General features: G+C 70.2%; 23 protein-coding genes. 5 read left to right on the top strand and 18 right to left on the bottom strand.

Annotated elements, in window-relative coordinates; translation table 11 throughout:
• Window positions 1–1,027 (top strand): HNH endonuclease signature motif containing protein (locus LXN01_RS12545; protein WP_500676687.1); only part of this gene is annotated, 1,027 nt, incomplete at its 5' end.
• 64 nt (window positions 1,028–1,091) lie between these two features.
• Here the strand turns inward: LXN01_RS12545 and LXN01_RS12540 are convergent.
• The 17 genes from LXN01_RS12540 to LXN01_RS12460 all read right to left on the bottom strand — a co-directional run bounded on the left by LXN01_RS12540 (window position 1,092) and on the right by LXN01_RS12460 (window position 19,113).
• A complete protein-coding gene (locus LXN01_RS12540) occupies window positions 1,092–1,844 on the bottom strand; it encodes a TadE/TadG family type IV pilus assembly protein (protein WP_236865675.1) in 753 nt (250 codons plus the stop codon).
• On the bottom strand, window positions 1,841–2,236 hold the full coding sequence (locus tag LXN01_RS12535; RefSeq protein ID WP_236865673.1) for a TadE family protein: 396 nt from the start codon (window positions 2,234–2,236) through the stop codon (window positions 1,841–1,843). Before LXN01_RS12535 ends, LXN01_RS12540 begins: the two co-directional genes overlap by 4 nt.
• A gap of 56 nt (window positions 2,237–2,292) precedes the next feature.
• On the bottom strand, window positions 2,293–2,790 hold the full coding sequence (locus tag LXN01_RS12530; RefSeq protein ID WP_236865664.1) for a TadE/TadG family type IV pilus assembly protein: 498 nt from the start codon (window positions 2,788–2,790) through the stop codon (window positions 2,293–2,295).
• Between the two features lie 26 nt (window positions 2,791–2,816).
• The gene (locus LXN01_RS12525; protein WP_236865662.1) at window positions 2,817–3,146 is read right to left on the bottom strand and encodes a hypothetical protein; all 330 of its coding nucleotides are present in this window, start codon (window positions 3,144–3,146) and stop codon (window positions 2,817–2,819) included.
• A gap of 202 nt (window positions 3,147–3,348) precedes the next feature.
• Window positions 3,349–4,281, bottom strand: coding sequence for a type II secretion system F family protein (locus LXN01_RS12520; RefSeq protein WP_236865660.1), 933 nt, complete (start codon window positions 4,279–4,281; stop codon window positions 3,349–3,351).
• A gap of 70 nt (window positions 4,282–4,351) precedes the next feature.
• Window positions 4,352–5,230, bottom strand: coding sequence for a type II secretion system F family protein (locus tag LXN01_RS12515; RefSeq protein WP_236865658.1), 879 nt, complete (start codon window positions 5,228–5,230; stop codon window positions 4,352–4,354).
• A 1-nt stretch (window position 5,231) separates the two neighbouring features.
• Window positions 5,232–6,533, bottom strand: a complete 1,302-nt coding sequence (locus LXN01_RS12510; protein ID WP_236865655.1) for a TadA family conjugal transfer-associated ATPase — start codon at window positions 6,531–6,533, stop codon at window positions 5,232–5,234.
• Window positions 6,530–7,678 carry a hypothetical protein gene (locus LXN01_RS12505; RefSeq protein ID WP_236865653.1) on the bottom strand — a complete coding sequence of 383 codons (1,149 nt, stop codon included), beginning with the start codon at window positions 7,676–7,678 and terminating at the stop codon, window positions 6,530–6,532. The genes LXN01_RS12510 and LXN01_RS12505 overlap by 4 nt, the downstream gene beginning before the upstream one ends.
• A 10-nt stretch (window positions 7,679–7,688) precedes the next feature.
• Entirely contained in the window at window positions 7,689–8,360 is a 672-nt protein-coding gene (locus LXN01_RS12500) for an SAF domain-containing protein (protein WP_236865651.1), read from the bottom strand.
• A 111-nt stretch (window positions 8,361–8,471) separates the two neighbouring features.
• Window positions 8,472–9,365 carry an oxygen-dependent tRNA uridine(34) hydroxylase TrhO gene (gene trhO, locus LXN01_RS12495; protein WP_236865649.1) on the bottom strand — a complete coding sequence of 298 codons (894 nt, stop codon included), beginning with the start codon at window positions 9,363–9,365 and terminating at the stop codon, window positions 8,472–8,474.
• 93 nt (window positions 9,366–9,458) lie between these two features.
• A complete protein-coding gene (bar, locus tag LXN01_RS12490) occupies window positions 9,459–10,592 on the bottom strand; it encodes a barbiturase (RefSeq protein ID WP_236865648.1) in 1,134 nt (377 codons plus the stop codon).
• A 155-nt stretch (window positions 10,593–10,747) separates the two neighbouring features.
• Complete coding sequence (locus LXN01_RS12485; protein ID WP_236865647.1) at window positions 10,748–11,482, bottom strand: SRPBCC domain-containing protein; 735 nt, start codon at window positions 11,480–11,482, stop codon at window positions 10,748–10,750.
• Window positions 11,483–11,569: 87 nt separating this feature from the next.
• Window positions 11,570–13,966, bottom strand: coding sequence for an aerobic carbon-monoxide dehydrogenase large subunit (cutA, locus tag LXN01_RS12480; RefSeq protein ID WP_236865646.1), 2,397 nt, complete (start codon window positions 13,964–13,966; stop codon window positions 11,570–11,572).
• On the bottom strand, window positions 13,963–14,556 hold the full coding sequence (locus tag LXN01_RS12475) for a (2Fe-2S)-binding protein (RefSeq protein ID WP_336885271.1): 594 nt from the start codon (window positions 14,554–14,556) through the stop codon (window positions 13,963–13,965). The genes cutA and LXN01_RS12475 overlap by 4 nt, the downstream gene beginning before the upstream one ends.
• Window positions 14,553–15,434 (bottom strand): FAD binding domain-containing protein, encoded by an 882-nt coding sequence (locus LXN01_RS12470; RefSeq protein ID WP_236865645.1) that lies wholly within the window; start codon window positions 15,432–15,434, stop codon window positions 14,553–14,555. The genes LXN01_RS12475 and LXN01_RS12470 overlap by 4 nt, the downstream gene beginning before the upstream one ends.
• Window positions 15,435–15,556: 122 nt before the next feature.
• Window positions 15,557–17,173, bottom strand: coding sequence for a uracil-xanthine permease family protein (locus LXN01_RS12465; RefSeq protein ID WP_236865644.1), 1,617 nt, complete (start codon window positions 17,171–17,173; stop codon window positions 15,557–15,559).
• Between the two features lie 215 nt (window positions 17,174–17,388).
• Window positions 17,389–19,113, bottom strand: coding sequence for a PucR family transcriptional regulator (locus tag LXN01_RS12460; protein ID WP_236865643.1), 1,725 nt, complete (start codon window positions 19,111–19,113; stop codon window positions 17,389–17,391).
• A 36-nt stretch (window positions 19,114–19,149) separates the two neighbouring features.
• On the opposite strand from LXN01_RS12460, the gene LXN01_RS12455 reads away from it, so the two are divergent.
• From LXN01_RS12455 to LXN01_RS12440, 4 genes are all read left to right on the top strand, one after another.
• The gene (locus tag LXN01_RS12455) at window positions 19,150–20,076 is read left to right on the top strand and encodes an oxamate carbamoyltransferase subunit AllH family protein (protein ID WP_236865642.1); all 927 of its coding nucleotides are present in this window, start codon (window positions 19,150–19,152) and stop codon (window positions 20,074–20,076) included.
• Entirely contained in the window at window positions 20,069–23,146 is a 3,078-nt protein-coding gene (locus LXN01_RS12450; protein WP_236865640.1) for a bifunctional FdrA/YlbE family protein, read from the top strand. The genes LXN01_RS12455 and LXN01_RS12450 overlap by 8 nt, the downstream gene beginning before the upstream one ends.
• A 131-nt stretch (window positions 23,147–23,277) precedes the next feature.
• Window positions 23,278–23,976, top strand: a complete 699-nt coding sequence (locus LXN01_RS12445; RefSeq protein WP_236865637.1) for a DNA alkylation repair protein — start codon at window positions 23,278–23,280, stop codon at window positions 23,974–23,976.
• 152 nt (window positions 23,977–24,128) lie between these two features.
• Window positions 24,129–25,463, top strand: coding sequence for an MFS transporter (locus LXN01_RS12440; protein WP_236865635.1), 1,335 nt, complete (start codon window positions 24,129–24,131; stop codon window positions 25,461–25,463).
• A 52-nt stretch (window positions 25,464–25,515) separates the two neighbouring features.
• Here the strand turns inward: LXN01_RS12440 and LXN01_RS12435 are convergent, their stop codons facing one another.
• On the bottom strand, window positions 25,516–25,872 hold the full coding sequence (locus tag LXN01_RS12435; protein WP_236865628.1) for a DUF1330 domain-containing protein: 357 nt from the start codon (window positions 25,870–25,872) through the stop codon (window positions 25,516–25,518).
• Between the last annotated feature and the right edge of the window lie 54 nt (window positions 25,873–25,926).

Below are 25,926 nucleotides of genomic sequence, written 5' to 3'. Positions count from 1 at the left end.
TGCTGCCGGTGGTGAGTGGGTGGAGGTGGCCTGTCCCAGCAGTGGGGAATGGCTGCGCCGCCAAGCCGGCGTCGTCGTCACCGTGCCCGCGCTCACCCTGACCCGGCACGCCGACCTGCCCGGGCTGTTCGCCGACGGATCACCGATCCCCGCGGAGATGGCGCGCGAGTTCGTCTCCCATACCAATGTCATGTACCGGGTGCTCACCGACCCGGCCGGCGGACGGATCGTCGACGAGGTCGCCCGCTCCTACACCATCCCCAACGCCCTGAAGATCACACTGGTCCAGAAGCGGCCCTGGTGCACCGCACCCGGCTGCACCCGCCGGGCAGCCACCTGCGAACAGGACCACGCCATCCCCTACCACCACCAGAACCCGAAAGCCGGCGGTCGGACCGATCTGCACAACCTCCATCCGCTGTGCAAACGGCATCACCAGCTCAAGACGCGGGGGAAGCTGCGGCTGGAACACGGACCCGACGGAATCATCCGCTGGCTCCTGCCCCACGGCATCATCCACGACGACCATCCGCCGGATCGGCCCATCGATCAGGCGCACGCCGACTGCTTCACCACCCGCCCAGCCGCCGGAGAATCACCGGACGGCCGACCAGCGGATGACACCGGGCCGACAGGCCCTGCCGCACCTCCGCAGGTCGGCAGACCTCCGGACGACACCGGGCCTACCGATGCAGGGCCTCCCGAAAGCGGAGAATCACCACGGAATGCCGGGCCTCCGGACAATGCCGGGCCTCCAGACAGCGCTGGGCGGCCTCCAGGAAGTGCACGTCTGCCCACCGCCGACGAGCCTTCAGACAGCACCGGGGAGATATCCTGGGACGCCGCCAAGCCGCAATGTGACGACCCACCGAATGGGACAGATTCCCACGGGACGAGACCAGCGAATCAGCAGCCGGAACCGAACCACGGGGAGTCACCGGACATCGAGCTGCCCTTCGAAGACACCGAACCCCTCGGCACGGGCTACCGGCGACTCCGACCCAACCACGACCCACCGCCCTTCTGAGATGAGCACGCGGCTGGTAGCAATCACCGGCTTCGCGAGGTCACACGACGAGACCTGGCAACGACTAGTTCCCGAGCCTGGGCGCCGTACCGTCCTGGTCGCCTGTGGAGTCCTGTCCTGCCTGTCCTCCTGGTGCACCAGGATCATCGGGAGCACCCGGTCCGTCCTGGTCACGAGGTCCTCCCTGGCCATCAGGCCCACCAGGAGCACCAGGGCCGCCAGGCCCACCAGCGCCGCCGGGGCCCGGTTGACCACCCGGTGGGCTTCCATCTTCCGGAATCTCCGAATCGGGATCGGGCTCGTATCCGGAGTCCGGCTGATCGTTGACTTCGCGCACGCCCTGGAACGGCCGAGCCTGCCCCTCTCCCGACGCGGTCAGTTCGCGCACCCCGACCATATTGAGCAGACTGGCCGGAGTCTTCATGTCCACGCTGACCTTGACGATCAACGGCTTGTTCTCGTCCTCAGGGTCCTCCTGAATGCCAAGGTACACGCACGATTCGACGTCGGCGCGCTGTTCGATCTCCTCGCAGTAGACCGTCACCTGCTGACTCACCTGCTCAGGGATCAGCACGAGGTCCGTGCGCGTCGGATCGATCTGCGACGCGCCTGCACGCGCACCCTCCTGCGCATAGGCGATCGCCCTCGCACGGAGATCCAGCTGCCGGCCAGAATCGACTACCAGTGCCCCGAGGAGCAGGATGACCAGCGCCATGATCGGCAGGACTGGCGAGATCGAGCCCTCGTCATCGGTCAGATCGCTCCCCCGTGCCCAACCCCTCACGCCGCCCCACGCCGTGTATCCAAAATCCTTCATGACGTGGTGCTCTCGATCCCACGGTTGGGGTCCAGCGGCGAGGTGAAGCTGCTCCTCATCGTGAAACTTCCCGGCAGGAAGCCCATCACATCGACCATCGGGTACTCGCAGGTCGCCACGATCTCCACCGGATGTCCAGGCTGGAAGGTATCGATGCTCTCGACGTGGAGAGTCTCAGCACAACCCGGAGAGGCGCGGGAGGCGGCGTTCTCGAGGGTCGCCTCGGCGGCCTGATGAGCGGCGTACACGTTGCGTTCCTGCGTGGCAGCCCGAGCCGCGTCGCGCACGCCCGCGTCGAAGTTCGACGTCACGATCGACACCCGCGCGAACGCGAAGACCAGAGCCAGCACGCCCAGGAGCATCGGCATGATGAGAACGAGCTCGATCGACATCGAACCCCGATCGCGCACCCGCTCTCTCACCGTGCCAGTTCTCTCCGCTCCGCCCCTCACGGCGCCACCATGTCCGGTTCCCACCGCTCGATCTGGCCCGACGCCTCACCGGTGGCCGACAGGTTCAGACCCGGCACCAGCGTGATCACGTCGCCCGTCACCCGCACCGTCACCTCGCCGGACTCCCCGTCGTAGTACGACTCCACCTCGGCATTGATCAGCGACTCACTCCCGAGCTGCTGGGCGAAGGACTCGGTGTAGCTGCGCACCTGCGGACTGCCCTCCAGGTAGGCCTGGTAGTCGGGGAAGAGCCGCATCTGCGCCAGCCCCTCACGCGCCGACTGGACGGCGATGTTGCGGCCGTAGAAGTACAGACCGGACTGGATCGAGAAGAAGATGATGACGATGATCACCGGGCCGAGGAAGGCCAGTTCGATCGCCGAGGCGCCCCGGTCTCCCCGCATCATCTCGCCCAGGCTGCGGCAGACGCGGTTCAGGACGCTGCCGGGTGGATCGTCGGGTGCGGGCCGGGGATGGGAGGGAGAGTGCTGCATCGGGAGATCGGGTCCGGGCAGGGCCCTCAGAGCAGGTTCGCGGGATCGGTCGCCGAACCCGCTGCACCTGCCGGAACCACCGAGGCCGCCGGCGCGGCCACGTCATCCGGGGCTCCGCCGGGAACGGCCGCACCCTCGCACGAGTTGCCCTCTGCGGCGTTGTTCGCGCACGTCTCGAGGGTCTGAGAGCGCTCGCGCACGATGCTCATCACGATCGCGCCGACCACCGAGACCGCGATGACCAGGACCGCGGTGATGACGACCCACTCGATTGCGGAGGCACCGCGGTCGTCGCTCTTGCGCGCGCGGTCGAGGGTCGCGCGCAGGTTCATCAGGTCATCGAAGAAGGGCTTCATCGTGGGGGTTCCTAACATCGGGTAACGAGGAGGGGTGGGAGTCCAGAGGCAACTCTAAACGCCCAGTCTGAACTTTCGAGCCAGGTTCGCGTCGCAGAATGAACACATGTTGACACAGGGGTGAAACCTTCCGCCGTCAGGGACGAAACCTCGCGCGCATCACCGGGTCAGCGCAAGCGCGAGACGGGGTCAGCACCGGCCGTTACAGCTCCATCAGCTGTCCCACCGCCGGGAAGGCCAGGAACAGGAGGAAGCCGCCGCTCAGCAGCATCTGCGCCAGCAGCATCGACTGCGACCGCTCCCCCTCCTTGCCCTCGACCTCGGACAGCTCCTTGGCGCGCAGCGTCTCCGCACGCGCCGTCAGCGACGCCCGGATCTTCGCCCCGTCGTTGGCCGCCAGGCCCAAGGCTCCGGCCAGGTCGGTGAGCTCCTCGACCCCGATCGCCTCGCCGAGCTCCCCGAGCGCCTCCCACGGGCTCACGCCCAGCAGCCGCGCATTCGCGAGCGCCTGCCGCACCCGGACCAGCGCCCAGTGCTCGCTGACCGAGGCGGCGGCGAGCAGCGCCTCGGGAAGCCCGCGGCCACCCGAGAGATTCATGGCCACGAGATCGAGGAAGATGCCCACGACCTTGCGGAAGTCCTTGCGCCGCTTCGCGGCCTCCTGCTTGAGCGAGAGGTAGGGAATCGCCAGGCCCAGCAAGCCGAGGAGCATGGCGACGAGCACCGGGATCGCGCCGGGCAGGCCGACCCCGAACAGCTGAGTCAGACCCCACAGGATCGGCGCCAGCACGAACAGGAACAGGCCGGTGAACACCGAGGTGGCGAGGAAGCCGCCCACCGACTGCGACATGATCGCGAGGTCCTTGCCGACCCCGCCCAGCGTCCAGCCGCGCTCGGCAGCCCAGGATTCGAGCGCGTCGGAGACCTGCTCGAAGATCTGCTGCCACCAGGTCGTCGCCTGATCGCCGGCCTTCTCGAGGTCGGTGAGCACCGAGGTGCGCATCGACTTCTGGCCCGCGTCGATCCGGGCCACCAGCGAGGCGACGCCGGGCTTGGGGTGGTAGAACACGCGGATCAGCAGGTACGCGCCGAGACCCATCAGGCCGCCGGCCGCCATCGTCCAGAACAGGGTCACGTCACTTCCCCCCACTCGGCGCCGTGGGCCCGATCGTCGGCAGCGGCCGCTCGTCGTCCAGCCGGCATCATCACTTCGTCACCAGGAACCGGTCGCGGGTCTCGGGCTGGCCGAGCTGGCGCAGCCACCACAGCCCGCCGATGATGAGCGCCGCGACGACGAGCAGCACGATCTGGCCGAGCAGCGAGCTGTAGGGCTCGACGTAGTCCCGGTTGAACAGGGTCATCCCGCCCATCACGCCGAGGACGATGAACAGCACGATCTGCACGCTGCGCCGGATTCCGGCTCGGGAGGCGTCCACCCGTCGGCGCATGTCGAGCTCGTTGCGGGTCGAGGCGGCCAGCGAGGTCAGCACATCGCGCAGGCCGGGCCCGCGCAGCCGGGCGTTGAGGACGAGGGCGGACACCATCATGTCGGCACTGGGATCGTCGAGGTCGTCGGCGAACTTCAGGAGCGCGTCGGGCAGCGGCTCGCGCACCCGCAGCCGGTCGACCAGCAGGTTGAGCTGGGGACGGATCACCGGCGGGGTGGCGCTGACGCTGGCCGGGATCGCCTGCTCGAGGCCGACGGCACCGGCGATGGTGTCGCGCAGGGATTCGGTCCACGTGGCCAGCGCCTCGAGCCGCAGGATCGCCAGCCGCTCGACCTTCGAGTTGCCGACCAGCTGATCCCAGAATGCGGCGATGAGCGCCGCGATGACCGCGGGCACGAGCCAGCGCGTGAGCACCAGGATGACGAGGAATGCCGCTGCCGCCCAGAGCAGCCGGCTCTGCAGCGAGCGGGCCCCGACCGCGCGCCGGCGCCGCCTGCCCGGCTTGGCCGGATCGACGGGACCCAGCGGCCAGCCGGTGAACGCGACGACGAGCAGGAACACCGCCCCGCCGAACAGCGCGCCGGTGCCGAGCGCGGCCGGCACCTGCCAGCCGATGCCCTCCAGACCCGGAATCATGTCACCACCGTCCGACGACGGCGGGCTCGTAGCCGTGCGCGGCGAGGTCGTCGGCCGCCTCGATCGGGGCGTGGGCGACAGCCATCCCGTCCGGCCCGGGCGCGAAGATCTCGCTCGACAGCACCCGGCCGTCGATCCCGGTGACCTCGCGGATGGACTCGACCACGCGCCGGGTGCCGTCGGGGAACTCCTTGCGCCGCATGAACACGACGTAGTTGATGGAGCCGGCGATGAGCATGTGGGTCGCCTCGACCGGCAGGTTCTCCTGCGCCTGCAGCGCGTAGGTCGCGATCCGGTTGAACACCTCCATCGAGGAGTTCGCGTGGATCGTCGACAGGGAGCCGTCGTTGCCCTGGCTCATCGCGTTGAGCATGGTGACGATCTCGTCGCCGAGCACCTCACCGACGATCACGCGGGAGGGGTTCATGCGCAGCGAGCGTCGCACGAGCTCGGCCATCGACACTCCGCCCATGCCCTCGGAGTTGGGCAGCCGCTCCTCGAAGGCGACGACGTTGGGGTGCAGGTCCTCGAAGCTCTCCAGCCCGAGCTCCATCGCGCGCTCGACGGTGATGAGCCGCTCGTGCGCCGGGATGCAGTTGGCCAGCGCCCGGAGCATGGTGGTCTTGCCGGCGTTGGTGGCGCCGGCGATCATGATGTTCTTGCGCGCCGTGACCGCCGCCTGCAGGAACTCGGCGACGTCGAGGCTCATGGTGCCGGAGGCGACGAGGTCCCGCAGGAACACCTTGCCCAGGCGGGAGCGGCGAATGCTGATCGCGGGCCGCGTGCACACGCCCATCACCGCGGACATGCGGGACCCGTCGGGCAGCCGCAGGTCCAGCTGCGGGTTCGCGGAGTCGAAGGGGCGGGAGGACAGGCCGACGTTCGAGGCGAGGATCTGGATCAATTCGACGAGTTCCTCGTCGGTCTCGGCGACCGGGTCGTGCATCCGCTCGCTGCCGTCGGCATAGCCGACGAACACCTGGTCGCAGCCGTTGATGTCGATGTTCTCGACTTCCGGGTTCTCGAGCAGCGGCTGCAGCCGGCCGACGCCGAACAGGGCGGCGTGGATCGCGTTCGCGACGTCCGCCTCGTCCTCGGGGGTGAGCGGGGTGCGGCCCGAGGAGATCTCCTCGCGGGCGTAGTCCTCGAGCACCTGGATGATGAGCGACCTGGCGAACTGCCGCTCGTCCTCCGAGGACATCGCAGCCCGTCCTGCCATCTCATCGGCGCGGCGCTGCTGGTTGAGCCGGTCCGCCACCCGCCCGCGCAGGGTGCGGACGAGCTCATTCTGGTTCTCGATCACTGCCGACCTCTCATCTCGCGTCGACTGCTCGGTGCCGGGCCGGCCGCCGAGGCGGTCGCCGGGGCCTGCATGGGCGGTCCCGGCGGGGCGGGCGGGGGCTGCGGGACCGTCCCCGGGTGCGCCGCCGCTGCCGGTTGCTGGACCGCGGGCTGGGGAAATTCGGCAAAGCGCTGGGGCTGGGCAATGCTCTGAGGCTGGTGCTGGGCCTGGTGCTGGTGGGAGGAAGCGGGTTCCAGCAGGGATTCGATCCGGTCAGTCCCGCTGCTCCTGCTGCCCACCTCACCGGCCGAGGCGTCCTCCGGCTGTCCGCTGCGCCTGGGCCGGCGCCGGCGGCGCGGCTCCCGCTGCTCGGGGATCGCCCCGGCGGCGACCATCTCCGCGCGGTCGATCCGGATGTCGGCCAGCTGCGCGATCCGCTCGACGATCGGCAGTCCCGAGCGGACGAGGACGGTCCGCTCGGGCCGGTTGATCACCTGTCCCTCGAACATCCCGACGCCCTTGGGGTCGAGCGCGAGGTGGCCGAGGTATTCGGTGTGGCGATGCACGTCCTCACCCAGCGCGGCGAAGGCGCCCTCGGCGTCGCGTGCATCGCGCTCCTCGGCGACCACGACCACACCGAACCGCGGGGTGGCCGCGGGCAGCGCGGAGCGGAGCTTGGCCAGCCGGCGGCGGGTGTGGATGACGTCGGCCGGGCGGGGGCGCATGACGAAGACGAGGGCGGCCGACTCCTTCGCCAGCGGCAGGTGGGTCGCCGAAGCCCACAGGCTGCCGAGGTCGGCGATGACGTCGTGAGTGGTGACCTGGGCGAAGCCTCTGCCGATCGACGGCCACAGCTGCTGGACAGCGGTGGCCTGCTCGGGCTCGAAGAGTCCGGCGATCAGTTCGGTCCCGCCGAGCAGCGTCTGGGCGTGCTCGGCGATGACCTGCGGGGGCAGCTCCTTGCGCGCCAGCGGCATCAGGGACATCAGTCCGCGATCCGGGTCGACCGGTCCGCCGACCTCCAGGGGCATGCGGTAGGCGAGGTCGCCGCCGCGGATATCGGCATCGACGAGGAATGAAGTGCGCGGCCACAGGGCCGCCGCGAGGAGGGCGAGCGTGGTGGTTCCGGGCGCGCCCTTGGCCGACGCCAGTGAGATGAGAGTCATCGCGGGCGCCTCACTGACTCAGGAAGTCCACGCCGGGGCGGGTGCCCTGCGCGAGCTTCGTCGCCGCGACCTGGCCGGCCGCTGCCGAGGGGACCAGCGTCGCGGCCTGATCGGAGCCGATGAGCACGGAGACGCTGAGGTTGCCGCCGGCGTCGATGACGCTGACGACCCGCGCGGATTCGACGAGCACCTGGCCGGTCCCACCGCCGGCCTCGACACCGGCGCCCTGGTAGAGGCGGACGACATCGCCCGAGGCCAGGGGTTCGCTGGGCCGCTGGGTGGGGGTGAGCACGAGCCCGACGACCTCGCCGTTGGACGGGATCGCCGATCCGGAGACGAACATGTTCTGGTTGACGACCGTGCCCTGCGGGATCAGCGACACCGCATGGGAGCCGACGAAGTTCTCCAGGGAATCCGCCGGGATGATGCCGGCGGCATCGGTGCCGACGCGGGCAGTGGTGAAGTCGGCCTCGCTGATCGTCTGTCCGGGTTCGATGTCGCGGACGGCGACGAGCACGTCGCTGCGGCTGCCGGCGCTGAATGCGATCAGCGCACTGGCGATCGCGCCGACCAGGATCAGGACGATCGCGAGAGCCATCATCAGGGGGCGTCGATCGCGGCCGGCGGCGGGGAGTTTGTGGGTCTTCGGCACAGCCTCGGACTCGGGGGATTTGACTGCCATGGCCATCAGAATAGTGCAGGCCCCGGCGCTCGCGAATTCGGGTGGATGGCCGCTTTCACCTCGGCGAACATCAGGTGAACGGGGTCGTTGGGCGCACGGTCCGGGCGGGGCTCAGGCCGACTGCACCGCGCTCCTGCACTCCTCGCAGTGAGGGTGACGGCCCGCTTCGGTGCAGTCCTCGCAGCGCAGGAACTGGCGGCGGCAGCTCTCGTCGGCGCAGTTGGCGAACAGCGGGGTGGGTGTGTTGCAGGAGACGCAGCGTCCCAGGGACTCCGCGCCCTCGCCGAACTCCATGTGCATGCGCTTGTCGAAGACGTAGAGCGACCCCTCCCAGAGACCGGAGTTGCCGAACGACTCCCCGTACCGGACGATTCCGCCGTCGAGCTGGTAGACCTCGGAGAAGCCCCGATTCTTCATGAGCACGCTGAGCACCTCGCAGCGGATGCCGCCGGTGCAGTACGTGACGATCGGCTTGTCCTTGAGATCGTCGTACTTGCCGGACTCGATCTCGGCGAGGAAGTCGCGCGTGGTGCCCGTCTCGGGCACGATCGCGTCCTTGAACCTCCCGATCTGGGCTTCCATCGCGTTGCGGCCGTCGAAGAAGACGACGTCCTCGCGCTCCTCGACGAGTCGGTGAAGCTGACCCGGCCTGAGGTGCTCGCCGCCGCCCTGGACCCCGTCCTCGGTGACGGTGATCTCGTCGGAGGCGCCGAAGGTCACGAGCTCGGGACGGACCTTGACGCTCAGTCGCGGGAAGTCGTCGCCGGTGCCGTTGGACCACTTGATGTCGGCCGTCTTGAACGGTGCGTAGCTCTTGGTGACGCGCACATACTTCTTCACGTCGTCGATCTCGCCGCCGACGGTGGCGTTGATGCCGTGCTCGGACACGATGATGCGGCCGGTGAGGCCACAGCCCTCGGCAAGCGCATGCTGCCAGAGGCGGATCGCCTCGGGGTCGGGCAGTGGGGTGAAGACATAGAAGAGCACGATCTTGGGCACGGACATGGCGCCAATTCTAGGGGTTCGACAATCGGGCCGGACCATGACGGTCCGGCCCCGATCCGCCGGTGCTCTGGCGGCACAGTCACGGGCAGGGCATCACTCCTGATAGGTGTATCCGGTGGGGTCGTCGCCGAGGTCGACGATCGCCGCCACCGGGCCGCCGCCGTCGGGACCCTGATGGGCCGCCGACACCGAGACGAACACCGCCGGGTCGCCGGTCACCTGGGCGGTGACACCTCCGACAGCGGCCTTGATCTGGCGGTGCCAGTGGACGTCGGAGTCGTCGAGCATGGCGTTGCGCCGGCCGAGCACGCGCCCGTCCTGGCTCGCCTCGCACTTGAGGAACACGTTGACGAGTCGGCCCTGCAGATCGTCCCGGTGCGGCCGCTCCGGCAGATCGAGGCCGGCGTCCCTGATGGCGTTCCAGATGCCGTCGGCGTCGAGAGCGTGCTTCATCACCGAGTGGCCGATCCGGTAGCGTCCGCCCACTCCGGCGGCATTGCCGACGACGACCACCTGAGCCCGGTCGAGCTCGACTCCCGAGGAGCACGACGCGACCGCGGAGTACTTGCCGCGCTCGCGCATGATGTCGTCGTCGCTGAGGTCGGTCTCCTCGCCGAGCGCCTTCGCGATCCCGAGCGCGGTGGTGCCGTTGGAGACGTCCATCGAGGTCAGCGTGTCCTCGGTGAACACGTCATTGCCGCGGGAGCGGGCATCGCGGATGGTGTCGATGGTCAGCAGCGGGGTCTTGGTCTGGACGTAGTGGACGTCGGCGGTGTCGGAGATCCCGGCGCGCTCGGCGGCGACCTTCACCGCCTCGGCGACCTTGTCGACCATGCCCATCCGGCCGATCTCCTCCGGCAGGATCGGCTCGCTCATCGCGAAGCCCACCGACAGCCGCTTGTCCTCGGTCTTCTCCACCGACTCCGGATCCACGGTGGCGAAGATCGTTGCATGGGGGCTGATCACGCCGTCGGTGCCGCCGGACCACACGATCGGGATCTGGTCGACCTTGTCCTTGGCCGCGCCCTTGGCCACGAGCGCCTCGCGGAAGGCGCGGTCGGCGATGATCCGGGTGTAGTCGTTGACGCCGCCGTTGCCCTCGGTCTTGCCGATGATGGCGATGACTCGGTCGGCTTCGAGGACTCCGTCGTCGATGAGCTTGGTGAGCTCCGAGGCGTCGGTGACGCTGTGGAGCGGGACTTTGCGGACTTCGATCGGCTCCGGCATGGGGTTTCCTTCCGATTGGGGTACGGGATTCGGGACAGGTTCGGGATCGGAGGTGGGTTCGGGACCAGGAGGAGGGTTCTGCATCTTGCGGTGACTTCTCGTTGAAGATTCGGCTGATTTCGACGAGAAGTGACCGCACGTCGGATCAGAGCCGGCTACCGTCTGCCGAGTGCGGCGCCGACGGCGACCCCGGCCAGCGCGATCCCGGCGCCCAGGACCACGCCGAGCGCGAATCCGGCGGGCAGCACAGGCACACTGCCGAGAGCAGCACCGGGGCCCCCGCCTGCAGACGCTGCAGCATCGACGAGGGCGGGTCGCCCGGCCGCGTCCCTGCCGTCCCGGTCACTGACGACGCCGGCTCCTTCCGGCGCTGCGATGGCTCCCAGCTCGGCCGCCGGGCCGGCGACCGCCTCGGCGCCCTCCACCGGCGCACCGGCCGGCACCTTCCGGGCACCGGCGATGTCGGCGTCGATGTCGGCGAAGAACTTGGTCGCCATCCGCTTGGCGACGCCGCCGAGCATCCGCTGCCCGACTCCGCCGATCGCGCCGCCGACCACGGCATCCGCCGACCACGTGACGTCGCTGCCGGCGTCGGAGCCCTCCGCCAGTTCGACCGAGATGTCGGCCCCGATCGTGCCCGCCCCGCCGGCGGCCTTCATGGTCAGGACGAACGACGTCGGCTCGACCTCCTGCGCGAACGCGACCTCGCCCTTGTAGCTGCCCTTGATCGAGGCCACGCCGAGGCTCACGGTCACCAGATAGCGACCTGTGCCGAGCTCCTCGAAGGTCTGCACTCCCGGGATGGTGCGCTGGAGCACCCCGGTGTCGTGGAAGGCGTCCCAGGCCGTCTGCGGGTCGGCTGCCATGTGGGCGGTGCCGGTGATCTGCATGTTCTCCCTTTCGGTGGGTCGGAAGGTGCGGAGGTCAGGATCGGGTCTGCTCGGGTCGGGGGCTGCGCGGGTCAGGGGCTGCGGTGCTCAGCCCCGGCGCAGCGAGGGCCACTCGCCGGCATCGTGCCGGCGGCGCAGCTCCCACAGCTCGGGCGGCGAGATCGGCATCCGGGTGATGGGGAAGCCCTCGGCGTCCTCGACCGCGGAGGCGATGACCGCGCTGACAGGGATCGTCCCGGCCTCGCCGGCGCCCTTGATGCCCAGCGGGTTGAGCGGGCTGGGGGTCTCCAGGTGGTCGGTCTCGATCTCGGGGACTTCGGCGGCGAACGGCATGAGGAAGTCCATGAAGGAGGCGTTGAGCAGCTGCCCGGAGGAGTCGTACGCCATCTTCTCGTAGAGCGCGCCGCCCACCCCCTGGGCCACTCCCCCGTGCACCTGCCCCTCGACGACCATCGGGTTGATCATCGGCCCGCAGTCGTGGACCACGCAGTAGCGCAGGATCCTGATGTCAGCGGTCTCCGGGTCAGTCTCCACGATCGCGGCGTGCATGCCGGAGGCGAAGGTCGAGCGCACCGGGGAGTAGAAGTCGGAGTCCTCCAGCCCGGGCTTGTCGGATTCGGCGATCGGCGGCTTCGTCTCGTCCTGCTTGCCGGCGAACTGGGTGGCCGCGCGGGCGGTGTCGTCGAAGGCGTAGCGCAGCGGGTTGGACAGCACGGACACCATCGCCAGCGGCATCTGCGCCTTCGGATCGCCCTTGACCCGCACGATCCCGTCGACGATCTCCAGGTCGGCCGGGTCGACCTCCAGGGAGCGGCCGGCCACCGCGAGCGCCTTCTGCTTGACCTTCTTGGCCGTCAGGTGGACCGCGTTGCCGCTCATCACGGCGCCGCGAGAACCCCAGGTGCCCACCGAATACCCCATCTTGCGGGTGTCTCCGGTGGTGACGCTGACCATCTCGATCGGCACGCCGAGCTCGTCGGCGACGATCTGGGCGAGCACCGTCTGATGGGCCTGCCCCTGGCTGGTCAGGCCGGTGGCGACGTTGACCCTACCGGTGGTCTCGATCTCGATGTGGCCGCCCTCGTAGGGGCCGGCGCCGGTCGATTCCACGTAGCAGCCGATCCCCAGGCCCACCCGGCGGCCCGCGGCCTCGGCCTCGCGGCGGTAGTCGGCGAAGTCGTCCCAGCCGACGAGGGCCTTGAGCTTGTCGAGCGAGGTGTCGTAGTCGCCGGAGTCGTAGATGCCCTCGCGGCCGTCCTGCATGGTCAGGCCGATGGGGTGCGGGAACTCGCGGACGAAGTTGCGCCGGCGCACCTCCGTGCGGTCCCGGCCCAGGTAGTCGGCGACGGCATCCATCGTCCGCTCCATCAGGTAGGCGGCCTGGGGCCGACCGGCGCCTCGGTAGGGGGTGACGATGACGGTGTTGGTGTAGAGGGAGTAGTACTCGACGCGGTAGTCGGGCAGGTCGTAGGGACCGAGGATGTGCGTCGAGGTGTTGAGCGGGACGATCACCCCGTAGGGCAGGTAGGCGCCGTTGTCGTGCCAGAACTGCACGTCCAGGCCCGCGATCCGGCCGTCGTCGTCGAATCCGACCCGGACCCGCTGCAGCTGCTGGCGCTCGTGCGCCGAGGAGATGAAGTGCTCGCGCCGGTCCTCGGTCCACTTGACCTCCCGCTCGAGCACCTTCGCCGCGGCGCCGAGGGCCAGCTCCTCCGGCCAGGGATGGTTGATCTTGACGCCGAAGCCGCCGCCGACGTCGGGGGTGATGACGTCGACCTTGTTCAGCGGCAGATCCAGCCGGGCTGCGAGCGCGGCGCGCACGCCGGTGGAGGTCTGGGTCGACGAGTGGACCCGCAGGGAGCCGTCCTCCCGGTTCCAGCGGGCCAGCACGCCCTTGCCCTCCATGGGCATGCTGGCGCTGCGTTCGATGTCGAGGTCGAGTTCGAGCACGTGGGCCGCCGAGGCGATCCGACCGGGCGCATCACCGACCTCCTGCACCAGGTGGGCGGCGATATTGCCCGGCGCCTCCTCGTGCACCAGGGCGGCACCGTCGCGGGCGGCTTCGATGCCGACGACCGCGTCGCGGAATTCGTACTCGACCTCGATGCGGGAGGCCGCGTCCTCGGCGAGATAGCGATCGTCGGCGATCACCATGACGATCGCCTCGCCGACGTGGTTGACCTCGTCCTTGGCCAGCACGTGCCCCGTGACGGGCGCCTCGATCGCGGGGTGCGGCAGCAGCATCGGCAGCGGCTCGGCGAGCTTCCCGACGAGATCCTCGTACGTCCACACCGCCACCACGCCGGGCACGTCGAGGGCGCCGGAGACGTCGATGTCGAGGATCCGGGCGTGCGCGTGCGGACTGCGGACGAACGCCGCTTCGAGTGCGCCGGTGCCGAGGTCGTCGACGTAGCGGCCGTTGCCGGTGACCAGCCGCGGATCCTCGCGGCGCTTGATGCGCTGGCCGAACATGCGGGTGGTCATGGCTGCTCCTCCCCCGCGGCGGTCCCGCTGCCGGGGCATCCCGCACAGCCGGCGGTGGCGCGGCCGGCCGCGCGCTTGAGCTCGGCGGCCCGGCACACCGCGGTGACGATGTTCTGGTAGCCGGTGCAGCGGCACAGATTCCCGGAGATGGCCTCCCGGGCCTCCTCGCGGCTGGGGTCGGGGTTCTCTGCGAGGAACGCCTCGATCGTGGTGATGAACCCCGGCGTGCAGAAGCCGCACTGCAGCGCGTGGCTGTCGATGAACGCCTGCTGCACCGGGGACGGATGCTCCGGGTCGTCGCCGATCCCCTCGACCGTGGTGATCTCGCGACCCTGCACAGTGGCCGCGAAGATCAGGCACGAGCGCACCGGCTGCCCGTCGAGCAGCACGGTGCAGGCGCCGCACACCCCGTGCTCGCAGCCGACGTGGGTGCCGGTCAGCCCGAGGTCGTGGCGGAGCGCGTCCGACAGCAGTCGGCGGCCCGGGATGTCGAGCCGGTGCTCGACGCCGTTGACGGTGAGCGCGACCGGCTGGGTGCGCTCCCGGCCGGCCTCGAGGTCATAGGTTCCGGGGGCGTTGTCGGTGGTCACGCTGCTCCTCTCGCGGGGATGTCGGCCGTGAGCTCGGTGAGCAGCCGGCGGGCGAGCACACCCGTCAGGTGCCGGCGGTAGTCGGCGGTGGCATGGATGTCGGATTCGGGTGCGATGTGCTCGGTCACGCGCTCGACCACCGCCTCGGCGATGTCTGCCGAGGTGCTCGCGGGCCGGCCCGCGACCAGCTCGGTGAGGTCGAGGGCGTCGGGCAGCTCGGTGACGGACACGAAGCCCATCCGCGCCGTGCGCAGCTGCCCGTCGCTGACCTGCAGGGCCAGCGCTGCACCTGCCAGCGCGTAGTCGCCCGAGCGCCGGGTGAGCTCGGTGAACGCTGTGCGGGTGCCTTCCGCGAACCGGCCGAATCGGGCGGACACGAGGATCTCGTCGGGTTCGAGGACGGTCTCCATCGGTCCGACGAACAGCTCGCTCGCGGTGATCGTGCGCTCCCCGCGGACCGAGGCGGCCGTCACCGATCCGCCGGTCAGCGCCAGGATCATCGGCATCTCCCCGTTCGGGTCGGCGTGGGCGAGCGAGCCGACGGTGGTGCCGCGGTTGCGGATGGCCGGATGTGCCACGTTGACCAGCGCCTGCCTCAGCAGCGGCAGCGCCGCATGCGCCGCGTCGTCCTGCTCCAGGCGCCGGTGGGTGACGAGCGCGCCCACCTCGACCGCCTCGGCGGACACCCGGATCTCGTCGAGTCCCGGCAGGCCGGTGATGTCGACGAGGTGGGCCGGGGTGGCCAGCCGCATGTTGAGCACGGGGACGAGGCTCTGCCCACCGGCGATCACCTTCGCCTCGGGGCCGAGGTCGTGCAGCAGGCGCACGGCCTCGTCGAGGGTGGTCGGGCTGTGGCAGGTCAGCGGCGCCGGTTTCATCGGGCTCCTGTCGCTCGGATCGGATCGGGCGGGGTCGGCTCGGGTCGGCTGGTCATCCGGTCGGTGCCGGTGAGGTCGGTTCCGGGGCGGGTCATGCGGTCATCCGGTCGGTGCCGAGGCGGTCAGTGCTTGGCCGATCCGGGCGGACTGGTCGAGTCATCGACCAGCGAGGCGGTGACCCCGTGGGCGCTGCGGCCGCCGTCGTCGGTGTCGGCACGGTCCCGGTGTCGGGGCTGCTCCTCGACGATGAGCTCGCCGTTCTCGGTCCGGCCCACCACCCGGTGGCCGTGGAGTCCGTAGTTCTCCCGCAGCCGCAGCTCGTCGAGGTTGTACAGCCCCTCCCGGCCGACCGCGATCGTGGTGCCGCCGGCGTCGTCGACGTGGTCGTCGCGCTGTGCGGCGGGGACGAAGGCGCGCACGATGTGGTACATCACCAGGACGACGATGGTGCCGAAGGCGATGCCGGCCAGCGTGAAGGTCTCCGTGATCTGCAGGCTGACGTCGCCGATCGCGATGATGATGCCCGCCGCCACCGGCACGAGGTTGACCGGCTTGGAGAAGTCGACCCGGTTCTCGATCCAGATCTTGGCACCGAGCAGGCCGATCATGCCGTAGAGGATGACCGTGATGCCGGCGAGCACGCCGCCGGGAGTCGCGGAGATCAGCGCACCGAACTTGGGCGAGAGGCCGAACAGGATCGCGACCACGCCGGCGACGTAGTACGCGGCCGTCGAGTACACGCGGGTGCTGGCCATGACGCCGATGTTCTCCGCGTAGGTGGTGGTCGGGGAACCTCCGACCGAGGTGGCGATGACGGTTGCGACACCGTCGGCGGCGACGGCACGACCCATGTAGGGGTCGAGGTCGGTCTTGGTCATCTCCGACACCGCCTTGACATGGCCGACGTTCTCAGCGATCAGGGCGATCACGGCCGGCAGCATCACGATGATGAAGGCGGCGTTGAACTCCGGCAGATGCACGCCGACGACCCCGGCGGCGGCATCGGTGGCCGGCGGGAATCCGATCCAGGGCGCCTCGACCACGCCGGACCAGTTGACCCGGAAGTGCGTGTCGATGCCGTCGATGGTCGCGTTGTAGGAGGTGATCTGCCCGAAGACCATGTCGAAGACCCAGGACAGGGCGTAGCCGAAGATCAGGCCCAGGAGGATCGCGATCCGGCCGAGGAAGCCCTTGAGCGCCACCGAGATGATGATGACGACCACCATGACGATGAGGGCGACCCACTGGTCCTGCGGCCAGTAGACGTTGGCCACGACCGGGGCCAGGTTGAAGCCGATGAGCATGACGACCGCGCCGGTGACCACCGGCGGCATCACCCTCGTGAGCATGCCGGCGCCCATGAAGTGGATGAACACGCCGACCAGCGCCAGCACGATGCCGGCGACGAGGATCGCGCCGGTCACCTGCTGCGGGCTGCCGCCCTGGGCCGTCACCGCCGCCACACCGCCGACGAACGCCGCCGAGGTGCCGAGGTAGCTGGGCACCTTCCCGTTGACGATGAGCAGGAAGATGATGGTGGCGATGCCGCTCATCATCACGGCCAGCTGCGGGTTGAGCCCCATGACGATGGGGAACACGAAGGTGGCGCCGAACATCGCCACGACGTGCTGGGCGCCCAGGCCGATCGTGCGCGGCCAGGTCAGCCGCTCATCGGGGGCGACGGCAGCGCCGGGCGCAATGTGCTTGCCGTCTCCGTACAGTTTCCATCCGAAGGCCATTTCGCACTCCTTGTTCGACGCATCGCTGAGTCGTCATGGGTCTCTGCGGCGCCATTGCCACAGAGCGCGTTCATCCACTATATGGACACCCCTGTTGCCGTCGTCACGTCATTGTGTGCCGAGAAGGCGGGCAGGGTGATGGCAGATGTCCACAGGGGCCGTTCGGTCGGCCGGGGATCCAGCATCCCGGAGCGCCTCATCGGTCGTCACGCTCCTCATCGGTCCGTCAGCTGGAGTGCGTGGAGTGCCAGGGTGATCGCGAAGCGGCGCTGCGCGTCCCGAGTGAAGGGACCGAGCATCCGCTCGAGCTTGGAGATCCGGTAGCGCAGCGAGTTGTAGTGGAAGTGCAGGGCACGGGCGGTTTCCGCCACATTGAGGTTGTGCTCGAGCAGCACCGCCAGCGTCCGCCGCAGGTCCGCGTACTCCGGTTTGTCATCTGTTGCCAGCACACCGAGCGTCTCCACCGCGAAGGCATAGAGCTCCTGGGTGTCGGGGATCAGCGACAGCAGCCGGAACACGCCGAGCGAGTCGAAGTGCCGCACCGACTGGTTCCCGTCCATCCGCCGTCCGACCTCGACGGCCTTGCGCGCCTCCTCGTACGCCTCGGGCAGGCGGAGCACGTCATCGAGGGTGCGGCTGATCCCCGTGGAGAACGTCCGCCGCCCCCCGCCGCCGAGTCCGCGCACCGCCCGGGCGAACCCCTCGACGAGGGCGAGTGCCTCGTCCTGGCGGGCCTGCGGGTCGATCCCGAAGACGGCGATCACCTCGTCGCTGGACCACACGACAGCGGCCTGCGGGTCGTGACGGCGGACGGTGTTCGTCCAGGCGGTGGCGAAGCGCTCCTGCAGGGACCGCACCTCCTCCCCCGGGATCTCGTCCTCGCCGGGCCCTGCTCCGTGATTCGCCTCGGCGACGACGACGAGCAGCGGCCGGTCCAGGTCCCAGCCCAGGCTCTGCGCGTGCGAGAGGATGTCCCGTCGGGTGCCTGCCCGGCCGCGGAGGATGTCGTGGAGGAAGTCGGCCTGGTACTTGCTCTCGACGGCCTGCACAGCCTGCTGCTTGGTGATGACGAGGGCGGCGGCCGCTGCGGCCTGCTCGGCGAGGTGGGCGTCCTCCGCGCCCATCGGCTGTCGGCCGAACAGGACCAGCCTGCCGATGTCGCGGGTGCCGCCGTGCACGCCGACGCTGAGCCAGTGCATGCCGTCACCGCCGTGCCGCGAGATGTGGGTGGGCTCGGCCTCGACGAGGAACCGGCCGGAGCGGTCGAAGCAGTCGAGCTCCCGCAGCACGTCGAGCTCCTCGGCGAATCGACCTGCACCGCACTCGGCGAGCACCCGCCCGTCGGCCGTGGTGACCAGCGCGGCATCGCCGATCCGGCTGAGCAGGCCGCGGCAGATCTGTGTGAGGTCACCGCCGGTGACCACTCCGGAGACCAGTTCGCCGAGGACGTGCTCGGCGCGCTTGAGGACATCGGCCCGCCGATTGAGGATGCGGGCGACGACATCGTTGATGATCCGGTCGAAGGCAGCGGTGGCCGGCAGCTCGATGACGGGGAAGCCGCGCTGATCGGCGGCCTGCCGGACGGCGTGCGGGACGGAGTCGAGGTAGCGGCCGGACTTGATCGCGATCCCGGCGAGCTCCCGGTCGGCGAGGTCGTGGATCAGCCCGACCAGGCCGGCCTCCTCCTGCGGCAGCGGGTAGCCGGTCGTCAGCAGCATCTCCTGCGGGCGCACCCAGGGGAGGATGTCAGGCACTTCCATGACGTTGACGAGCAGCACCGAGCGGCCCATCCCCGAGGAGCCCGCCAGCACCTCGGCGCCGAGCAGGCTGGGCACCCGCAGCACCTCGGACATCGAGATCGCGTCTCCGAGCGCGGGCCGAGCGCCGGTGCTCGGCAGATCCTGCCGGTCATACTGCTCGTTATCGGCAACTCTGACCATGTCCAGCACCCTATAGCCCCTGCCTAGCATTGTGAAATGGACCACATCGCTGTGCTGTCACCGCCGCCCCTGCGCCCTGCGGCGGCGTCGGTGCTCGCACCCGACTGGCTCCACCGGTCCGGCGAGGCGACGGTGCTGGCGGCGCTGCCGCGGGCCGTCTACCTGCACGCCGGCGAGTGGTCGGAGGTCCTGTGCGTCCTCGACGCTGATGCGCTGCGGCTGCCGAATTCCGTGGTGGTGCCCTCGGTCGGGATCGGCACGGGACGGCCGGTGTCGACGGGCCTGATCCCGGGGGACGCGGTCACGGTCAGCGCCGGCCGGATCGAGCTGCCCTCCGCGCGGCTGGAGGTGAGACGCACCTTCCGGCCCGCCTCGATCAGGGTGGGCGCGGCGGTGGGGATCGACGGTGAGGCCGTACGAGCCCTCCGCGCCGAGCTGCGGCCCGGGCTGCCCGGCCTGGCAGACGCTGCCGCGGACGTCCTGGCCGCTCTCGACACCCCCGGATCGACCGACGGGCTCGCTGCGAGCACGCGCGCGCTCGTCGGCCGCGGGCCGGGGCTCACTCCGTCGGGTGATGATGTACTGGCCGGCGTGCTCCTCGGCCTGCGCGCGGCGGGCCGGATCCGCGCGTCGGCGACCCTCGCGGAGGCCGTCGCCGCTCATCTGCGCGCGACGACCAGCCTGTCGGCGTCACTGCTGCGGGCCGCCGGCGACGGCTGGTGCCTCCCCGAGGTGCGGGCGCTGCTCGACGGGCTGCGGTCCGGCGGCGCCGTTCCCGGCAGCACCACCTCCGGCAGCCCCGTCGCCCACAGCCTCAAGCTGCTCGATCGGATCGGGCATTCCTCAGGCCACGACCTCGCGACCGGGCTGCTCGCCGTGCTGACCGCCGACCGCGGCCGGCCCTCTACCGCCTCCGCTCCCATCCGCTCAGCCCATCACCGTGAGAGGACTCTCCATGCCTGATTTCGTCGACGTCCGCACCGGGGTCTACTTCGACTCCGTGAGCCTCATGCAGGTGTCCCAGACGGTCAAGCGCACCCCAGGGATCAGTGATGCCCTCATCGGCATGGGCACCCCGCTCAACCTCGAGCTCATGGTCTCCACCGGCTTCGCCGTTCCCGACGAGGCCGGACCGAATGATCTGGTCGTCGCCCTCCGCGGCGAGGACGACGCCGCCCTCGACGCGGGCCGCTCCGGCCTCGACGCCGCACTGGCGGAGCTGCGCTCGGCCGCGTCCCGCTCCGCGGATCTGACCGGGGACTCGCCGGCGCTGACGATCGGCTCGGCCGCGCAGCGCACCGACGCGAACCTCGCGGTGATCTCCGTGCCCGGTGAGTACGCTGCCGTGGATTCGCTGGACGCGATCCGGGCGAACTGCTCGGTGATGCTGTTCAGCGACAACGTCGACGTGGCCGCCGAGGTGGCCCTCAAGGACGCCGCCGCAGCCGCCGACGTCCTCGTGATGGGCCCGGACTGCGGCACCGCCGTGGTCAGCGGCGCCGCCCTCGGCTTCGCCAACCGCGTGCGCGCGGGCCGGTTCGGGGTGGTGGCGGCTTCGGGCACGGGAGCGCAGCAGGTGATGTGCCTGCTGGAGGCCGCCGGCGAGGGCGTCTCCCACGTGCTCGGCACGGGTGGCCGGGATCTGTCCGCGGAGGTCGGGGGCCGCAGCGCCGCCCAGGCTCTGCGCGCCCTCGCAGCGGACGAGAGCACCGAGCGCGTGATCGTGGTGTCCAAGCCCGCCGACCCGGGAGTGCTCGCCGAGCTCGAGCGGCTCGCGGCGGACCTCGGCGTGCCCGTCACCTGGGCGGCCCTCGGCCCCGGTCTGCCCGATCTCACCTGTGCGGTCGAGCAGGCGCTGCGGCTGGCGGACGCTCCGGTCCCGGAGTGGCCGAGCAAGCTCGCGGAGGCGGGTGCACCTGCCGCGGGGCCGCTGCGCGGCCTGTTCTGCGGCGGCACGCTGGCGGACGAGGCGATGGTGATCGCCGCCGAGGCGCTCGGCCCCATCCCCTCGAACATCCCGCTGGCCGGCGCCCCCCGAATCTCCGGGCAGGAGACCGTGGACGGCCACGCGGTGCTCGACTTCGGCGCCGACGAGATGACTCAGGGCCGCGCCCACCCGATGATCGACCCCTCCCTGCGCCTCGAGCGGATCCGCGCCGAGTCTCGGACTGCGGGAGTGCTGCTGCTCGACCTCGTGCTCGGCTACGGCTCCCACCCCGATCCCGCGCCCGAGCTCGCCGCGGCGATCCGCGACGCGCGGGCCCAGGCTGCCGCAGCGGGACGGGAGCTGCCGGTGGTCGTGTCCGTGATCGGCGCCGCCGGTGACCCGCAGGGCATGGAGCACACCGTGTCGGCGCTCCACCGCGCGGGCGCCTCGGTCTTCAGCTCGAACGCCCGGGCGGTCCGCCACGCGCTCGAGCTGCTGGCCCACCGGGCACCCGCCGACATCCCGCAGGCAGGGGCGGCGGGCGCCTCGGCCGGTTCCGTCGGCAGCCCGCCCGGCGCCTCGGAGGGTGCGCCGGGCGGTTCGGCGACCGCGACGCCGCTGGAGACCTTCGTGACGCCTCGCCCGGAGCCGACCGGAGCCGCGCCTCTGCGGGGGCTGCTGGCGGACGAACCGGTGGTGGTCTCGGCCGGGGTGTCCCTCTTCGCCGAGGCGCTCGCCGAGCAGGCGGTCGCCGTCACCGAGGTGCCCTGGCAGCCGCCGGCCGGCGATGTCGAGGCGCTCGTCCGGGTGCTGGCCGACCCCCGCCGGGAGCAGGCCAACGCGATCGCGCTCGAGCGCATGCTCGCGGCCGGAGCCGACCTCGTCGCGCTGCGGCCCGCCTCGGAGTGCCTGGGTCTCCGGCCCGGGGAGTTCCTCCACGCAGGCCCGCCGCTGGAATGGGCGCGCGCCTCCGGGCCGATGCGCGGCGCGCTCGCCGGGGCGGCCGTGTTCGAAGGGCTGGCCGACTCGCTGCCGGAGGCCGAGGAGAAGCTCGCGGCGGGTGACTTCACCTTCGAGCCTTGCCACAGCCGGGACGCGGTGGGCCCGATGGCCGGAGTCGTGAGCCCCTCGATGTGGATGTTCGAGCTGCGCGATCCCGCGCACGACACCACCGCCTACTGCTCGCTCAACGAGGGGCTGGGCAAGGTGCTGCGCTACGGCGCGAACAATGACGAGGTGCTCACCCGGCTGCGGTGGATGCGCGATGTGCTCGGCCCGGTCCTCGCCGAAGCGGTCGCCGCCCACGGGCCGATCGACATCCGGGCGTACATCTCTCAGATGGTGCAGATGGGCGACGAAGGGCACAACCGGAACCGGTCGGCGACGCTGATGTTCCTCCGCGACGTAGTGCCGCACATCGCGCGCAGCGGACGCGATCCGGACGACATCGCGGAGGTGTGCCGGTTCATCGGGGCCAACGATCACTTCGCGCTCAACCTGGTGATGCCGGCGTGCAAGTTGGCGACCCTGGCCGCGCGGGGAGTGCCGGGGTCGACCCTGGTGACCACGATGGCCCGCAACGGCACTGACTTCGGGATCCAGGTGTCCGGCACCGGCGACACGTGGTACACCGGCCCGGCGCAGGTGGCCGAGGGCTTGTTCCTGGGCTCGTTCGGGCCGGATGACGCGAACCCGGACATCGGCGATTCCGCGATCACGGAGACCGCGGGCGTGGGTGGCTTCGCCATGGCGACGGCTCCCGCGATCGTCCGGCTGGTGGGCGGGGGCGTGCCGTTCGCGCTGCGGACGACCCGCCGGATGTACGAGATCACGCTCGGCGAGCATCCCGCGCATCAGATCCCGATCCTGGAGTTCCGGGGCGTGCCGACGGGCATCGACGTCACGAAGGTGCTGCGCACGGGAGTGCTGCCGCAGATCAACACCGGGATGGCCGGACGTGTGGCGGGGGTCGGCCAGGTGGGGGCAGGCCTCGTCAATCCGCCCGAGGAGTGCTTCACCGAGGCGATCCGGTCGCTGGCGGATGCCGTCGAGGCCCCCTCCTTCCGGACGAGCGAGGCGCCGAGCGCGGCCGAGCCCGTGGGCTGACGAGCGCGGCAGGAAGCGCGGCAGAGAGCGCTCGGCTCGCGGGTTCTGCAGGCCTGGACAGAGGGCGACCACAGGAGGAACGTAGAACCCGGCTCATTTTCGCTCCGCACATTGTGACAGGGAGGCATCCCATGACCGCGCAGCCGGCGTCAGCTGTGATCGAGGCACTGCGTGAGTTCCAGTCCGACGCGGAGTTGGCGAGGGTGCGCAAGCGCCTCTCACCGGATGAACCCGCGATCGGCACGAGGATGGACGACCTCGTCACCGTCGCCCGAGAGCACGCGGGGCTGGAGCTCGCCGAGGTGCGCAAGCTCCTCGACCATCCCAGCTACGAAGCCCGCATGGCGGCCATGTGCATCCTCGATTTCAGAGCCCGCAGCGACCCCGACGATGACGAGCGGCGAGCGCTCTGCAGGGTCTACCTCGAACGTCACGACCGCATCACCACCTGGGACATGGTCGATCGCGCCGCACCTCAAGTCGTGGGCGGGTGGTTCGTGGGACGCGACAAGAAGAACCTCATCGACCTGGCCGGTTCGGCCTGCCCATTGCGCAGGCGCACCGCGATCACAGCGCCTCTGCACTTCCTGCAGGCCGGGGACGATGACGATGTCGCAGCAGGCACCGCAATTGCCCGCCGCCTGGTGAGCGCTCCCGAACCGGTCGTCCACAAGGCTGTCGGGATCTTCCTCAGGCGCTTGGGGAGCAGGGACCGGGATCAGCTGCTCGGCTTCCTCCGCGAACATGCGTCGGCCATGCCCAGGACTGCGCTGCGCCTGGCGATTTCCGCGCTCGATGACGACATCCGCCGGCAGATCCTCAGGCACTGAGGCGCGAACTGCCGGGTCCGCCGGGCGGGGCACTCGGCCGAAGCCGGGCCATGCTGCACCGGACAGGCCGGAATCCTCGGGCGGGCACCGGATAGCTCGCGGTACCCGGATAGAGTGACTGCGGTCATAGGCTCCGGAAGAAGGCACCGCACATGTCCCTGCGCTCTCCATCCCCCACCCGCGGTGCGCGCACTTTCCGCATTCATCCGGGATGGTGGGTCGCCCTCGTCGCTTTCCTGGCGCTGCTCGGCGCTGCTGGGTTCCGGGCCGCTCCCGGCGCGCTGATGCTGCCGCTGCACCACGAGTTCGGTTGGTCGATGAGCACCATGTCGCTGGCGGTGAGCATCAACCTGGTGCTGTTCGGACTCGTCGCGCCGTTCGCCGCGGCGCTGATGGATCGCTTCGGGATGCGGCAGGTCATCTCGGGCGCGCTGGTCCTGATCGCGTTCGGGGCCGGCTGCAGCATCATCATGACCGCGTCGTGGCAGCTGCTCGTCTTCTGGGGTCTGCTGATCGGGGCGGGCACCGGCGCGATGGCGCTGGTGCTGGCTGCGACCATTGCGAACCGGTGGTTCGTCAAGCGGCGCGGGCTGGTGATGGGCTGCCTGACCGCTGGATCGGCGACCGGCCAGCTCATCATCCTGCCCCCGGTCGCCGCACTCGCGGAGAACATCGGATGGCGGCCGGCCTCCCTGGTGATCGCCGGTGCCGCGCTGGCTGTCGTGCCCCTGGTGTGGCTGGTCATCCGCGACTACCCCGAGGAGCGGGGAGTCGCACCGTACGGCGCGGAGCCCGGGTACGTCCCACCCGCGCGGGCCGCGGGGGGTGCAGTGCAGCGAGCGCTCGAGAGCCTCGCTTTCGCCGTGCGCCACCGGGCGTTCTGGGCGCTCGCCATCGCCTTCGCGATCTGCGGCGCCACCACCAACGGTCTGGTCGGGATCCACTTCATCCCGTCGGCCCACGACCACGGGATGGCAACGACCACGGCGGCCGGGCTGTTGGCTGCGGTGGGGATCTTCGACGTCGCCGGCACCATCGCCTCGGGCTGGCTGACCGACAAGTTCGACCCGCGCATCCTCCTCGTCGTCTACTACACCTTCCGCGGCGTCAGCCTCCTCCTCCTTCCCTGGCTGCTGTCGGATCAGGTGCACATCAGCATGATCCTGTTCGTCGTCATCTACGGACTGGACTGGGTGGCGACCGTCCCGCCGACGAGCGCGCTGTGTCGGGACATCTTCGGCGAGCGCGGCACGATCATCTTCGGGTGGGTCTTCGCCGCCCACCAGCTCGGAGCGGCAGGGGCTGCTTTCGCCGCTGGGCTCGTCCGTGACGCCTTCGGCGCCTACACCTACGCCTGGTGGGGCGGGGCAGCAGTCTGCGTGATCGCGGCGGCGATGTCGATCCTCGCCAAGACCTCCGGTGCCGAGCAGACGGCGGAGGTGCCGGCGAGCCCGGGTTGCGAGCCGTTCGCGCAGCGGCAGGTGTGACCGAGCTCGTCGATTCCTCCGATTCCTCCTCCGATTCCACGGATTCCACCGATCACGCGCCGGTGGCTGCGCCATTCCGGAGGATGTCCGTGGCCCGGTGCGGATGCTCCACCCCCTCGAACACCGCCACGACACCGTCGGCATTGTCCGTGCGCAGCGGGAGGATCGCCTGGTAGCCCTCCGAGGCGTACCAGGCCGAGGCGCCCTCCGCCTGGGGAAACTCGATGACGATGAGGTCGCCGGGCCACGTGCCCTCCAGCTCGGTCGGCACATTTCCGTGGACCAGGAAGCGGCCGGAGAACGGCGCCAGGGTGTCATCGATCCGTCTGAGGTATTCCGCGATGTCGGCTCCCATCCGCACCTCGCTGAGCAGTCCGACCGCGTAGCTCTTGACTGGCGTGTCCGTCATGTCGCTGTCCTTCCGTGATGTCCGACGCCCTCTGCGCCGGGACATGCGACAATC

Source organism: Brevibacterium daeguense (assembly GCF_021729135.1).
GTDB lineage: Bacteria > Actinomycetota > Actinomycetes > Actinomycetales > Brevibacteriaceae > Brevibacterium > Brevibacterium daeguense.
The sequence above is the reverse complement of the archived record's forward strand: the minus strand, read 5'-3'. Positions and strand labels throughout refer to the sequence as shown.

Coding starts and splice junctions, on each gene's coding strand:
- LXN01_RS12540 (WP_236865675.1), bottom strand. CDS start 1,844: ATGAAGGATTTTGGATACACGGCGTGGGGCGGCGTGAGGGGTTGGGCA.
- LXN01_RS12535 (WP_236865673.1), bottom strand. CDS start 2,236: ATGTCGATCGAGCTCGTTCTCATCATGCCGATGCTCCTGGGCGTGCTG.
- LXN01_RS12530 (WP_236865664.1), bottom strand. CDS start 2,790: ATGCAGCACTCTCCCTCCCATCCCCGGCCCGCACCCGACGATCCACCC.
- LXN01_RS12525 (WP_236865662.1), bottom strand. CDS start 3,146: ATGAAGCCCTTCTTCGATGACCTGATGAACCTGCGCGCGACCCTCGAC.
- LXN01_RS12515 (WP_236865658.1), bottom strand. CDS start 5,230: ATGATTCCGGGTCTGGAGGGCATCGGCTGGCAGGTGCCGGCCGCGCTC.
- LXN01_RS12505 (WP_236865653.1), bottom strand. CDS start 7,678: ATGACTCTCATCTCACTGGCGTCGGCCAAGGGCGCGCCCGGAACCACC.
- LXN01_RS12500 (WP_236865651.1), bottom strand. CDS start 8,360: ATGGCAGTCAAATCCCCCGAGTCCGAGGCTGTGCCGAAGACCCACAAA.
- trhO (WP_236865649.1), bottom strand. CDS start 9,365: ATGTCCGTGCCCAAGATCGTGCTCTTCTATGTCTTCACCCCACTGCCC.
- bar (WP_236865648.1), bottom strand. CDS start 10,592: ATGCCGGAGCCGATCGAAGTCCGCAAAGTCCCGCTCCACAGCGTCACC.
- LXN01_RS12485 (WP_236865647.1), bottom strand. CDS start 11,482: ATGCAGATCACCGGCACCGCCCACATGGCAGCCGACCCGCAGACGGCC.
- cutA (WP_236865646.1), bottom strand. CDS start 13,966: ATGACCACCCGCATGTTCGGCCAGCGCATCAAGCGCCGCGAGGATCCG.
- LXN01_RS12470 (WP_236865645.1), bottom strand. CDS start 15,434: ATGAAACCGGCGCCGCTGACCTGCCACAGCCCGACCACCCTCGACGAG.
- LXN01_RS12465 (WP_236865644.1), bottom strand. CDS start 17,173: ATGGCCTTCGGATGGAAACTGTACGGAGACGGCAAGCACATTGCGCCC.
- LXN01_RS12460 (WP_236865643.1), bottom strand. CDS start 19,113: ATGGTCAGAGTTGCCGATAACGAGCAGTATGACCGGCAGGATCTGCCG.
- LXN01_RS12455 (WP_236865642.1), top strand. CDS start 19,150: ATGGACCACATCGCTGTGCTGTCACCGCCGCCCCTGCGCCCTGCGGCG.
- LXN01_RS12450 (WP_236865640.1), top strand. CDS start 20,069: ATGCCTGATTTCGTCGACGTCCGCACCGGGGTCTACTTCGACTCCGTG.
- LXN01_RS12445 (WP_236865637.1), top strand. CDS start 23,278: ATGACCGCGCAGCCGGCGTCAGCTGTGATCGAGGCACTGCGTGAGTTC.
- LXN01_RS12440 (WP_236865635.1), top strand. CDS start 24,129: ATGTCCCTGCGCTCTCCATCCCCCACCCGCGGTGCGCGCACTTTCCGC.
- LXN01_RS12435 (WP_236865628.1), bottom strand. CDS start 25,872: ATGACGGACACGCCAGTCAAGAGCTACGCGGTCGGACTGCTCAGCGAG.